The sequence below is a fragment of the Catenuloplanes indicus genome, from assembly GCF_030813715.1.
GTDB lineage: Bacteria > Actinomycetota > Actinomycetes > Mycobacteriales > Micromonosporaceae > Catenuloplanes > Catenuloplanes indicus.
The window spans coordinates 9,080,498-9,093,054 of the sequence record NZ_JAUSUZ010000001.1 but is presented as its reverse complement, the minus strand read 5'-3'; the positions used below and the strand labels follow the sequence as shown (position 1 = coordinate 9,093,054).

11 protein-coding genes are annotated in these 12,557 nt (G+C 70.7%); 10 read left to right on the top strand and 1 reads right to left on the bottom strand.

Annotated features, from left to right (window positions below):
* The first annotated feature begins 2 nt into the window (after window positions 1–2).
* From J2S42_RS40780 to J2S42_RS40735, 10 genes are all read left to right on the top strand, one after another.
* Window positions 3–2,135, top strand: coding sequence for an Agd3-related carbohydrate-binding protein (locus J2S42_RS40780; RefSeq protein ID WP_307248302.1), 2,133 nt, complete (start codon window positions 3–5; stop codon window positions 2,133–2,135).
* Window positions 2,136–2,188: 53 nt separating this feature from the next.
* Window positions 2,189–3,997, top strand: coding sequence for a GT4 family glycosyltransferase PelF (gene pelF / locus J2S42_RS40775; protein ID WP_307248300.1), 1,809 nt, complete (start codon window positions 2,189–2,191; stop codon window positions 3,995–3,997).
* On the top strand, window positions 3,994–5,529 hold the full coding sequence (locus J2S42_RS40770; RefSeq protein WP_307248298.1) for a hypothetical protein: 1,536 nt from the start codon (window positions 3,994–3,996) through the stop codon (window positions 5,527–5,529). Before pelF ends, J2S42_RS40770 begins: the two co-directional genes overlap by 4 nt.
* Before the next feature lie 33 nt (window positions 5,530–5,562).
* A complete protein-coding gene (locus J2S42_RS40765) occupies window positions 5,563–6,345 on the top strand; it encodes a sugar phosphate nucleotidyltransferase (RefSeq protein WP_307248296.1) in 783 nt (260 codons plus the stop codon).
* Window positions 6,342–7,229, top strand: a complete 888-nt coding sequence (locus J2S42_RS40760) for an NAD-dependent epimerase/dehydratase family protein (RefSeq protein WP_307248294.1) — start codon at window positions 6,342–6,344, stop codon at window positions 7,227–7,229. The genes J2S42_RS40765 and J2S42_RS40760 overlap by 4 nt, the downstream gene beginning before the upstream one ends.
* The gene (locus J2S42_RS40755; protein ID WP_307248292.1) at window positions 7,226–8,299 is read left to right on the top strand and encodes a glycoside hydrolase family 191 protein; all 1,074 of its coding nucleotides are present in this window, start codon (window positions 7,226–7,228) and stop codon (window positions 8,297–8,299) included. The genes J2S42_RS40760 and J2S42_RS40755 overlap by 4 nt, the downstream gene beginning before the upstream one ends.
* Window positions 8,300–8,328: 29 nt before the next feature.
* Window positions 8,329–9,642 (top strand): nucleotide sugar dehydrogenase, encoded by a 1,314-nt coding sequence (locus J2S42_RS40750; protein ID WP_307248290.1) that lies wholly within the window; start codon window positions 8,329–8,331, stop codon window positions 9,640–9,642.
* The gene (locus tag J2S42_RS40745; protein ID WP_307248289.1) at window positions 9,639–10,610 is read left to right on the top strand and encodes an NAD-dependent epimerase/dehydratase family protein; all 972 of its coding nucleotides are present in this window, start codon (window positions 9,639–9,641) and stop codon (window positions 10,608–10,610) included. Before J2S42_RS40750 ends, J2S42_RS40745 begins: the two co-directional genes overlap by 4 nt.
* Window positions 10,607–11,302: an endo alpha-1,4 polygalactosaminidase gene (locus J2S42_RS40740; RefSeq protein WP_307248287.1), complete on the top strand. Its 696-nt coding sequence runs from the start codon at window positions 10,607–10,609 to the stop codon at window positions 11,300–11,302. The genes J2S42_RS40745 and J2S42_RS40740 overlap by 4 nt, the downstream gene beginning before the upstream one ends.
* Before the next feature lie 216 nt (window positions 11,303–11,518).
* Entirely contained in the window at window positions 11,519–12,235 is a 717-nt protein-coding gene (locus tag J2S42_RS40735) for a DUF6082 family protein (protein WP_307248285.1), read from the top strand.
* Here J2S42_RS40735 and J2S42_RS40730 read toward each other — a convergent pair.
* Window positions 12,198–12,335, bottom strand: a complete 138-nt coding sequence (locus J2S42_RS40730; RefSeq protein WP_307248283.1) for a DUF397 domain-containing protein — start codon at window positions 12,333–12,335, stop codon at window positions 12,198–12,200. The genes J2S42_RS40735 and J2S42_RS40730 overlap by 38 nt on opposite strands.
* Window positions 12,336–12,557 lie beyond the last annotated feature (222 nt).

The following is a 12,557-nucleotide window of genomic DNA, read 5'->3' as shown; positions in this document are numbered from 1 at the left end:
ACATGGTCCTCACCGGACCCTCGCGCCGCCGTGCCGCGGCGCGCATCGCACTCGCCGGGCTGACCGCGCTCGCGGTCGTGCTCGGCGGCCAGACGCCGGGCAGCGCACAGCTCCCGGCCGCGCCCGGCGCCCAGCCGCCGGCCGTCCCCGGCTACGGCCAGGTCGACACACCGGCGATCCAGGTGCCGGGCCCGCTGCCGAAGCGCTCGGGCAGCATCCCGCAGGTCGCGCCGAAGGCCGGCTCCGCCGCCCGCGCCGCGCTGGTCAACGACCAGGTCTCGCTGAAGGCGCTGATCATCGGCGTCGGCACCGACGACTTCGGCATCGCGACCTGGAAGGCCACGCTGGACCGGGTCGGCGCCAAGTACGACGTGCTCGACGCGGCGACCACGACCATCACCACCGCCACGCTGACCACCGGGTCGGTCGGCAACTACAACGCGATCCTGCTGACCAACAGCATGCTGCTGCTGCCGAGCTTCTCGTCGGCGCTCGACGCCACCGAGTGGAACCTGCTCTGGAACTACGAGCTGAACTTCGGCGTCCGGCAGGCCGCGCTCTACACCAGCTACGGCACCTGGCCGGAGACGTACTGCCTGAACGGCGTCTCCGAGGGCGGCGTCACCGGCGGCACGGTGCTCCCGGCGTCGCTGACCAGCGCGGGCGCGGGCGTGTTCGACTACCTGAACCCGTCGGCGCAGATCCCGGTCCAGGAGTCGTGGGTCTACAAGACCTCGCTCGTCGCCGGCTGCAACGGCCAGGCGCTGCTGCAGGACGCGACCGGCAACGTGCTCGCGGTCAAGGCGACCACCAGCGGCCGGGAGAAGATCGCGCTGACGTTCACCTCGAACGTCAACCTGATCCAGTCCGACCTGCTGGTCTACGGCCTGTTCGAGTGGGCGACCAAGGGCCTGTTCTTCGGCGAGCGCAAGCATCACCTGAACGTCGACATCGACGACTGGTTCAACAGCGCGGACCACTACAAGGAGGACGGCACCGTCGAGTACGACCCCGGTTTCCGGGTCAGCGGCCACGACACGGTCAACCTGGCCGCGCAGCAGACCGCGCTGAGCACCGCGCACCCGAAGGTCGGCGACTTCAGGTTCAACCTGGCCTACAACGGCGCGGACATCGACACGTTCGCCGGTGACACCTGTTACCCGAACGGTGACGAGACCACGCTCACCTCGACCACGAAGTGCCTCAAGGACAGCTTCCGGTGGATCAACCACACCACGAACCACCCGGAGCTGAACCACACCGACTACAACACCTCGCTGTTCGAGATCCAGGACAACGCCACCCGCGGTGCGAACATCGGGCTGAACGTGCCGGCGACGATCCTCAAGACGCCGGAGTACTCCGGTCTGGGCGTCTACAACCCGAACCCGGACGACGACACCAGCCCGCCCACCGACTACGGCCTGACCGGCTCGAACCAGGCGTTCCTGGACGCGGCCGCGTTCGCCGGGGTCACGCACGTGCACGGCAACATGTCGTTCAACAGCCACAAGCCGGCGAACTTCAACACCAGCATCGTGCACCCGCTGAAGAACAGCATCAAGGTGGTGCCGGACTGGCCGACGAACATCGCGTACCACACCACCACGCCGCCGGAGGAGACGCACTTCTACAACTCCTTCTACGGCCCGAACGGCCTGTTCCCGTACTGGCCGACCAACCGGACGTACCAGCAGATCCTCGACTACGAGGCTGGCGTCATCGGCTTCCAGCACGTCGCCACCGGCTCGATCTACTCGCACACGTTCCACATCGCGAACGTGCGTGACTACGGCAGCGGCAACACGCTGGTCACCGACTGGGTCGACACCATCCTGGACAAGTACGAGGCCACGTTCAACGTGCCGCTGATCAACTCGTCGTGGACCGGGATCGCGTCCTACACCGACGCCCGGAACGCGCACTTCGCGGCGCTGAGCGCCAACGCCAGCGCGGTCTACGACCGGGTCGCCGGGACCATCACGGTCTCGGTCCCGAACGGCGGCACCGTCCAGGTCGGCGGCGTGGCCACCACGGTCACGAACGCCACCACCTACGGCACCGCGGTCACCGCGCCGGTCACGGTCGCGGCGAACGGCACGCCGGTCGTCGTCGCCGCCGCGCCGCGGCTGTAACCCCGGCACCACCGAGAAAAACGGAACAAGGCGAGAGGAATCGGGGGCCGCGGATGAGGATCGCGCTGGTGTCGGAAGGCACCTACCCCTATGCGATGGGTGGCGTCAGCGTCTGGTGCGAGCAACTCATCCGCGGCATGCCCGACTACCGGTGGGAGGTCGTCGCGCTCACCGTCGACGGCACCGAGAAGCCGGCGTTCGCCTACCCGGAGAACCTGGACCGGGTGCACAACATCCCGCTGTGGGGCGCGCGGCCGGAGCGCCGCCGCCCCCTCGGCCGGGCGCTCGTGCCGGTCCGCCGGCCCGGCGCCGGCTTCGTCGAGTCGTACGAGGTGTTCCTGCGCGCACTGGTGACGCCGCTGGAGTCGACCCGCTCCGAGGAGGGCGCGGTCAACCGCAGCATGTTCCTGCTGGCGCTGCGCGGCCTGTTCGAGTACGCCAGCGACGGCGGCGACCTGAGCGCCGCACTGGTCTCCAACGAGGCGCTGGACATGATGCTGGAGGCATGGTCCGTGCTGCGCGTCGACGAGACCGGGCCGGCGCCCACGGTCGCGGACGCGCTGGAGGCTGCCTGGCTGATCTCGCACATGATGCGCCCGCTGTCCGCTCCGCCGGTGCGGGCCGACATCGTGCACGCCTCGATGAACGGGCTGGCCACGCTGACCGGGATGGCGTCGAAGTGGGCGTACGGCACGCCGATCGTCATGTCCGAGCACGGCATCTACCTGCGCGAGCGGTACATCGCGTACCTGCACGACGGCGCACCGCACGCGGTCCGGGTGCTGGTGCTCAGCTTCTTCCGGTCGCTCGCCGGCGCGGCCTACCTGATCTCCGACGTGCTGGCGCCGCACTCCGCGTACAACCGGCGCTGGCAGCTGCACAACGGCGCGGACCCGGAGCGCATGTGGACGATGTACAACGGCGTCGAGCCGGACGAGTTCCCGGCCGCGACCGGTGAGCCGGACGCGCCGACCATCTCGTTCATGGGCCGGGTCGACCCGCTCAAGGACCTGCACACGCTGATCCGCGCGTTCGCGATCGTCCGCAAGGAGATACCGGACGCCCGGCTGCGCATCTTCGGCGGCACGCCGGTCGCGAACCGCGTCTACCACGCCTCCTGCCAGGAGCTGATCGACGAGCTGGGGCTCAGCGACTGCGCCACGCTGGAGGGCCGGGTCGGCAACGCGGTCGAGGCGTACCACGCGGGCAACATCGTGGCGCTGACCAGCATCTCCGAGGGCTTCCCGTACACCGTGGTGGAGGCGATGGCGTGCGGCCGGCCCACGGTCTGCACGAACGTCGGCGGCGTTGCGGAAGCGGTCGCGGACACCGGCATCGTGGTCGCGCCGCGTGACTTCGAGGCGGTGGCCGAGGCTGCGATCACGCTGCTCAAGGACCGGGAGCGGCGGCTGCGGCTGGGCGCCGCGGCCCGCGCCCGGGTGCTGGAGCACTTCACGCTGCGCCGCTCGCTGGAGGCGTACCGCAACGTCTACGAGGGCCTGGCGAAGCCGGCCGAGCAGACCGCTCCCCCGCGCCACCTGCGCGGCCAGACCAAGGGCCGGGTCCTGGTGCCGGAGAAGCGCACCCGTCCCGGCGTGGCACCGGTGCCGAAGCAGCGGGCCCGCAAGGGCATGGCGGCGGTGCCGCGCAGAGATCCGGGGGTACGCCCGGCGTGGCCTCCGCTGCCGCCGGTCCCGGTCACCGCGGTCGTCGACGAGGCCGTGGAGACGACCGGCACGGACGAGACCACGGTGCTGCCCCGTGCGTTCGGCGCACCGGCCGGCACGGACGAGACCACGCTGCTGCCCCGGTTCCCGCTCGACTCCGACGACACCACCAAGCTGGACGGTGAGGCGCGATGACGCTCTCCAGTGACGTCGGCGACGAGGTCCCGACCAGGAAACGGAAGTCCCCGGCCGGCGGCGGCATCATGGCCGCGGCCCGCGCGGCCAGCGAGGACCGGGCACCCGCCACCGACATCACGGTACTGCTGCCGAGGATCTCCACCGACCCGATCGACGACCTGGTCGAGAAGGTACGGCCGAAGCTCGGCAAGGCGGTGGACGCGCTGCAGGTCGCGGCGCTGCTGGAGTCGGACGGGCACACCGACCGCGCGGCCCGGGTGGAGTACGGCTACACCGACGTGTTCGCGCTCGCACTCGAGGTCTACAAGCGGATGGGCCCGCCGTCGCCGGTGGTGCCGGACGAGCCGAACCCGGTCGTGCTCACCCAGGGCCGCAAGGACGCGCTGCGCACGCTCGCGCACGGCCCGCTCTACGTGCTGCCGTCCGCCGCGTTCCCGGCCGTGCTGGCCATGGTGGGGCTGCGCGCGCTGGTCATCGGGCTGGTCGCGGCCGGCACGCTCGGCTGGGTGCTGTCCGGCACGGCCGCGCACGCGGCGTACCGCATGCTGGGTCTGGGCCGGGACCGCTCGGCCGCGCGGGTCCTGTTCTGGTCCGCGGTCGCCGGGCCACCGCTGGGCCTGCTGCTCGGCGTGGTGGTGGCGTTCGGCTGGGGCGGCGGGCCGGAGCTGGTCGCGATGATGACCGGCCAGCTCGCGTACCAGATGGCCTCGACGCTCCTGGTCTTCTACCGCCGGGAGCTGTGGCTGGCGCTGTCCATGGTGCCCGCGTTCGTGCTCGGCGCGCTCTACCTGAGCCTCGGCGGTGCCGGGCTGCGGCTGGCATCGGTCGCGGTGACCGTGCTCGGCGTCGCGGCCGCGTACGCGCTCGGCCTGATGGCGACCACCCGCCGGTCCGGCGAGCAGACCCGGCCGGAGCCGCCGCTGCTGGCGTCGCTGCGCCCGGAGCGCCGCGCGATCATCGGCGTCACCGGGTACGGCCTGGCCTCGGCCGCGCTGCTGTTCCACGCGCAGGCGCCGTACCTGCTCGGCCGGCTGGACGTCGCGGTCGCGGCGGTACCGCTGATCCTGTGCATGGGGCTGGTGGAGTGGCGGGCGAACCGGTTCTGGGCCGAGACCGTGGCGCTGACCCGGCGGGTGCACCGGCCGGCCGCGTTCGTCGCCGGTGTCTGGCGGGCGATCGCCCGTGAGGTACTGACCTGCCTCGCGGTGCCGGCCGTGGCCGCGCTGCTGCTGCTGATCTGCCTGGAGCTGACCGGCCTGCTCACCGCGGCCGGCGTGCTGATGACGGCCGCGCACGTGACGCTGGCCGGTGCGTACTACCTGGCGTTCCTGCTGGCCGGGAGGGCGCGCTTCGGCTGGCTGTGCGCGACCATGACCGTGGCCGTCGCGCTGCACCTGGTGCCCGCCGCGGTGCTGCGCGCCGGGCCGGTCCTGGACACCTCGCTCTACCTGGGCAGCGTCCTCGCGCTGCTCGGTCTCTTCGCCGCAGGCCTGGTCCCGGTCATCGGGCAGGCCCGGCACTACCGGTAAGACACGAGCTCAACCGACCGTGGGGAGGTCTGGATGCACGCGGTGATCCTCGCCGGGGGCAAGGGTGTGCGGCTCCGTCCGTACACGACGGCCCTGCCGAAACCCCTGATGCCCATCGGGGACAGCCACTCGATCCTGCAGATCGTGCTGGAGCAGCTCGCCTCGTGCGGGTTCACCTCGGTGACCCTCGCGATCAACCATCTCGGCCCGCTGATCCGCGCCTTCGTCGGCGACGGCAGCGAGTGGGGACTGACGATCGACTACGTGGAGGAGGAGAAGCCGCTCAACACGGTGGGACCGCTGTTCGGGCTGAAGGACAGCCTGCCGGACGAGTTCCTGGTGATGAACGGCGACGTGCTCACCGACCTGGACTACGGGCACCTGCTGCGCACGCACGCGGACTCCGGTGCGGCGGTCACCGTGGCCACGTCCGAGCGGGTGCACCGGATCGACTTCGGCGTGCTGGACAACGCGGACGGGCGGATCACCGGTTTCCGGGAGAAGCCGTCGCTGACGTACTCGGTCAGCATGGGCGTCTACGGCATGTCCCGGAAGACGATCGCGCCGTACCCGGCCGGTCAGCCGTTCGGTTTCGACCAGCTGGTCCTGGACCTGCTGGCGAAGAACGAGCACGCGGCGATCTACCCGTTCGAGGGCTTCTGGCTGGACATCGGCCGCCCCGAGGACTACGACGAGGCGAACCGGAACTTCGCGGAGCTGAAGCCGATCCTGCTGCGCGAGCGGATCGTCGTGCCGCCCACGCCGGAGGCGATCCTGTCGCCGAAGCCGGACGCGGTCACCGGGGAGCCGGTGTGACCCGGGTTCTCCTCTTCGGCGCGTCCGGGTTCATCGGCGGGCACGTGCGATCCGTGCTCGCCGCGGACCCGCGCGTCGCCGAGGTGGTCACGCCCGGCCGTGCGCAACACGATCTGGTCGCCGGCGGCGTGGACGGGCTGACCGCACTGCTGCGCGCAACCGCGCCGGACGCGATCGTCAGCTGCGTGGGCGCGCTCGGCGGCACCGCCACCGAACTGCTGGCCGCGAACACGCTGGTCGCGTCGAAGCTGCTGGAGGCGTCCGCGGCCGCGGCACCGCGAGCGCGGCTGGTGCGGATGGGCTCGGCCGGTGAGTACGGCGTGGTCGAGCCCGGCCGGTCGGTGCGCGAGGACGACCCGTTGCTGCCGGTCGGCGCGTACGGCGTCAGCCACGTCGCCGGCACCCGGCTGTTCACGATCGCTGACGGGCTGGACGCGGTCTCACTGCGCGTGTTCAACCCGATCGGGCCCGGGATGAGCGAGGAGACGCTGCTCGGCCGCGCCGCCGCGCGCATCCGGGCCGCGCTGGCCGGCGGCACCGGTGAGATCCAGCTCGGCCCGCTCGGCGCGCACCGCGACTTCGTGGACGTACGGGACCTGGCCGCGCTGGTCGCCACCGTGGTGCTGGCCCGGGACGTGCCGAGCCGGGTCTACAACGCGGGCAGCGGCCGGGCGGTGACCGCGCGGGAGGCGGTCGGGCTGCTCGCGGCCGAGGCCGGCTGGACCGGGACGATCCGCGAGGCCGGGGCCGGCCCGTCCCGGTCTGCGGCGGTGACATGGATCCGCGCGGACGTGAGCCGCGCACGCAACGAACTGGGATGGACGCCGGTGCGAGATCTGGAAACGACGATCAAGGACGTCTGGAACGCCGGGGAGCGCCGGTGAACCAGGCATGGTGGCGGCGGCGCTGGTGGATCCCGGTCACGGCCGTGGTCCTGGTGCTGCTCGTGGCCGGGGTGTGGGGGCTCGTTGCCGAGGGTCCCCGCACCACCCCGCCTGACCTGTCCCAGGGGTCCCCGTCCCCGTCGGCCGCCGCTTCCGGCTCGGCCGGGCCGTCCTCGGACGCGGGTGCCGGGTCGGCGCCGCCCGGCTCGCCCTCGCCGTCCCCGTCGGCCACCGCCGTTCCTCCGCCGCCCGCTCCGGGGAAGATCACCACCTGGGCGTACCAGTTGCAGGACTATCCGTCGGGCGGCCTGCAGCAGCTGGCGGCCGGGCCGTACCAGATGGTGGTCATCGATCTTGCTCGGGACGCGCACCGCGACTTCTTCCGCAAGGACGAGATCGGCGCGGTGCAGAGGACCGGCAAGCGGGTGCTGTCCTACTTCGAGATCGGCAGCCTCGAGGACTTCCGGCCGGAGTACCCGGGCCTGCGCAAGGACGCACCGGAGATGTTCGCCAACGAGTGGGGCGACTGGCCCGGCGAGTACTTCGTGCGCTACTGGGACCCGCGCTGGTGGGACCGGGTGGTCAAGCCGCGCGTCGACCAGGCCATCGCGGCCGGGTTCGACGGCGTCTACCTGGACACCCCGCTCGCGTACGAGGAGATCGACCTCGGCGCCGCACAGGGCAAGGACCGGGACGCGCTCGGCCGGGAGATGACGAACCTGATCGTGCGGATCAGCAAGTACGCGAAGGAGCGCAAGCCCGGCTTCCTCATCGTCCCGCAGAACTCGCCGGAGCTGCGCGAACACCCCGGCTACACGGCCGCCATCGACGGGATCGCGATGGAGGAGCTGTTCTACCTGGCCACCGACGAACCGTGCACCGAGGACTGGTGCACGGAGAACCTGGCGAACACCCGGGCACTGCGCGACGCGGGCAAGTTCGTGCTCGCCGTCGACTACGCGGTCCGCAGGGACGCGGTGTCGTCCGCCTGCGGCCGCTACCGGGCCGAACGCTTCGCCGGCACGGTCACCGTACGCGATCTCGACCGGCCCGCCGCGATCTGCGGCTGACCGCTCACATCCGAGAGGAGCACAACGCAATGCCAAGCAAGATCGGGGTCGTGGGCCTCGGCTACGTGGGCCTCACGCTCACCGCCGCCCTCGCCGAGAAGGGCTTCACCGTGTACGGCGCGGACGTGTCGCCGGCGATCCTGGACTCGCTGTCCCGCGGCCGGCCGCACATCTTCGAGCCGGGCATCGACGACATCTTCGCGAACCGGATCGGCAAGGACATCTTCGTCTCCACGGAGCTGCCGTCCGACGTCGAGGTCGCGGTGATCAGCGTGTCCACGCCGGTCGACGACATCACCCGCCGCCCGAACCTGGCTAACCTGGCCGCGGCCGCGCGCGGGGTCGCCGCGTCCTGCCGCCCGGGCACGCTGGTCGTGGTGCGCAGCACCGTGCCGGTCGGCACGTCCCGCAACGTGGTGCTGCCGGAGCTGCAGGCCGCGTGGGGCGACGACGTCAAGCTGGTGATGGCGCCGGAACGCACCATCCAGGGTCAGGCGCTGCGCGAACTGGTCGAGTTGCCGCAGGTGATCGGCGGCCTGGACGACGCGTCGCTGGCGGCCGGCGTGGAGTTCTTCTCCGGGCTGGCGCAGACGATCCAGACCGTGTCCGGCCTGGAGACGGCGGAGCTGGTCAAGCTGACCAACAACTGCCACACCGACCTGATCTACTCGTTCGGCAACGAGATCGCGCTGATCGCGGAGCGGCACGGGCTGGACCCGCTGGAGGTCATCCGGGCCACGAACGTGGACTACCCGCGGCCGGACATCGCCAAGCCCGGGTACGTCGGCGGCGGCTGCCTGTCCAAGGACCCGTACATCCTGATCGACTCCGCCGGTGACCGGCCGCCGTTCCTGGTCGGCAAGGCACGCGAGCTCAACGAGTACCTGCCGATCCACGTCGGCGAGACGATCGTGAAGATGCTCAAGGAGGCGCGCGGCCGCAGCCTCGGGGCGCGGCTGGCGGTGCTCGGCTGGGCGTACAAGGGCTGGCCGGCCACCGACGACATGCGCGGCACGCCGATCGCCACCATGATGCGCGTGTTCTCCGCCGCGGGCGTGACCGTGATCGGGCACGACCCGCTGGTCAGCGACGACGTGATCCGGCAGTACGGCGGCGAGCCGGTGTCGCTGGACAAGGCGTTCACCGACGCGGACGCCGTGCTGATCATCAACGACCACCCGGACTACCGGGCGATCCGGATACCCGAGATCCTGGGCGGCGCACAGCCGGCGTTCATCTACGACTCGTGGCGGGTGCTGGACGAGTCCGCGGTCCGTGCCGCGGGCATCCGGTACGCGGGTCTCGGCTACCTTCCTTCTGCACCTGAGGCGGTTTCGGCGTGAAGGCTCTCCTGCTCGGCGGTGCCGGTTTCATCGGCCTGCACCTGGCCCGTCGTCTCGTCTCCGAGGGTCACTCGGTGACCATCGTGGACGACTTCTCGCGCGGCCGCGAGGACGCGTTCCTCTCCGAGGTGCGTGCGTCCCCGCTGGTGGACGTCGTCTCCGGCGACCTGACCGACCCCGCCGTGTGGGCCGCGCTGCCCGCGACCGGCTGGGACGAGATCTACCTGCTCGCGGCCGTGGTGGGCGTGCGCAACGTGGAGAAGGACCCGGCGCGCGTGGTCCGGGTCAACACGCTCTCCGCGATGCACCTGCTCGACTGGGTCGCCCCCGGCTCGCGCGTGTTCTTCGCGTCGACCAGCGAGGTCTACGCGGGCGGTGTCGACGCCGGGATCGTGCCGGTGCCGACGCCGGAGAACATCCCGGCGCAGATCTCCGACGTGACCGCGCCGCGCTTCGCGTACGCGGTCAGCAAGCTCCTCGGCGAGGCCGCGTTCGTCCACACGTCCCGGGCGAAGGGCTTCGACGCCGTGGTCGGCCGGTTCCACAACGTGTACGGCCCGCGGATGGGCGCCGACCACGTCATCCCGGAGATGTCGCTGCGCGCGCTGTCCGGCGCGGACACGTTCGCAGTCCCGGGCGCCGACCAGTTCCGCGCGTTCTGCCACGTCGACGACGCGGTGACGGCGATCCTGCTGCTCATGCGCTCCCCCGGCGCCGCCGGCCGGATCGTGCACATCGGCAACGACCGCGAGGAGACCAACATCGGCGACCTCGCCAAGCTGGTCCTTCGGGTCGCCGGCACGTCCGCCACGCTGGCGCCGTCGGACGCGCCGCCCGGCTCGGTCAAGCGCCGCTGCCCCGACCTGACGCTGCTGCGCTCGCTGACCGGGTACGAGCCGACCGTACCGCTGGAGGAAGGCGTCCGGACCACGTTCGCGTGGTACAAGGAGCACGGACGGCCGCAATGAGCGCGAAGGCCCCGATCTGCTTCTACTACGGCAACGGCAAGCTCGTCGAGCTGGCCGAGTACCCGCGCGTGGTGCTGCAGCCCGACTTCTACAAACCGGCCGAACTGACCTACCTGGCCGAGGCCGGCGTGCAGACGCTCGGCTACCTGTCGCTGTCCGAGGACACCGGCCCCCCGGCCCCGTGGCAGCGCCAGGAACGCAACCCCGACTGGGGCGGCGCGTTCGTCCACGTCGGACACCCGCTCTGGGTCGAGCACGTGGTCGGCCAGGCCAAGGCGGCGATGAAACAGGGCTTCCACGGCCTGTTCCTGGACACGCTGAACGTCGAGCTGACCTACCCCGAGGACGTGCCGCACCTGCTCACGCTGGTCGGCGCGATCCGCGAGGAGGCTCAGCCGGCCTACCTGCTGGCGAACCGCGGCTTCGGCATGCTCCCCCGCCTCGCCGAGATCGTCGACGGCGTCGTCTTCGAGTCCTTCTCGGCCCGCTGGACCGACGAGGGCTACGCCCCCTGGCCCGCTGACACCCTGGAGTTCCACGCCCAGATCGCCGAGCAGCTGCTCCAGCTGGAACTGGACCTCATCGCCCTGGACTACGCCGACACCCAGGGCCTGACGGACTTCGCCATCCGCCGGGCCCGCCAGTTCGGCATGCAGTGCGTGGTCAGCGACCGCGCATTGTCCCGCGTGTGACCCACGGTTCCCGGGGCCAGCCCTTCACCGGCCCCGGGAACCGGATACGGGCCGGTGCCCGATGCACACATTCCACAACGGCAAATTGCGCACTCACTCGTTTGAGTGGTTTCCGATCCGGAACGACGTCAGCCGATCACCCAGCTTTCACGAATGAACCGCGGATTCACATTCACGGCCGGCAGTGACATTGCGAGGGTGTGCTCTCATGCCCTTATGCGAATCGTCCATGAGGCGGTGAACGCGTTCGTCACGTCGATCGACTGGCAGACCATCAGTGACATCGGTCAGGCGGTCGGCGCGCTCGGCACCGTGATCTCCGCACTAGCGCTGGTCGGCGTGGTGCACTCGCTGCGCTTGCAGCACCGGCAGGCGCGAGCATCCGAGGAGGAGGTCGTCCGCGGCATGCGGAATGACCTCATGCTGGTGGCGCTGGAGAACGAGGAATACCTCCCGCTCTGGGGATTTCCACACGCTCTGAGCAACAGAGAGATGACGCTGCATGCCTATCTAGGCATGGAGTTCAGCTACTTCGAGACCGCATTGCGGCACGGCCGGATGACGGAGCTCGAGTTGGAGAGAATGCTCGCCCGAATGTTCCAGATCTCCACGGTACGAGACTTCTGGCGGGAGTCCCGGATCGTGTACCTCGAGTCGGGAGATCAGTCGGCCGGCAGCCTCGCCCGAATCGCGGAACGACACTACAGGAACGTCGTGGAGTACGCGGAGATCGAATCCTCGTCGAGCGAGCCGGCCACGGCCGGTGACGGTCATCGCTGGCAGTTCGACACCCTCGACGTGGCCGGGCTGCTGCCGCCCCGGCCCCGGCGGGCGGTCCTGTCGACCTGCCTGCAACTGCTCCGCGTCGCGATCTGGCTCGCGGTCGGCGCGACGGTCAGGCGCGGACGGTACCGCTCCGCACGCCGGCGATGAAGGCGTTCCAGGCGCCGGCTCGGAAACCGAGCACCGCACCGCGCCCTTCGTCCTTGGCGTCCCGGACCAGAATGCCGGACGGCGACGCTGCGACTTCCACGCAGTAGCCGTCCCGGCACGCCGAGGACCGCACCCAGGCCAAACGATCAACAACCACGCGAACCGGTCCTTTTGTCCCAAATGTCGCCCTGAAAATGACCCCCCGGAGGGTATTGCTCCGGCATGAACACGTCAGCGCCGCCACGCCGCACAGCCACGAAAGAGTGATCCATTGACGTGGCGCCCGCCCGAGCCGTCGCGTTGATCATCCCACCGGAAGGAC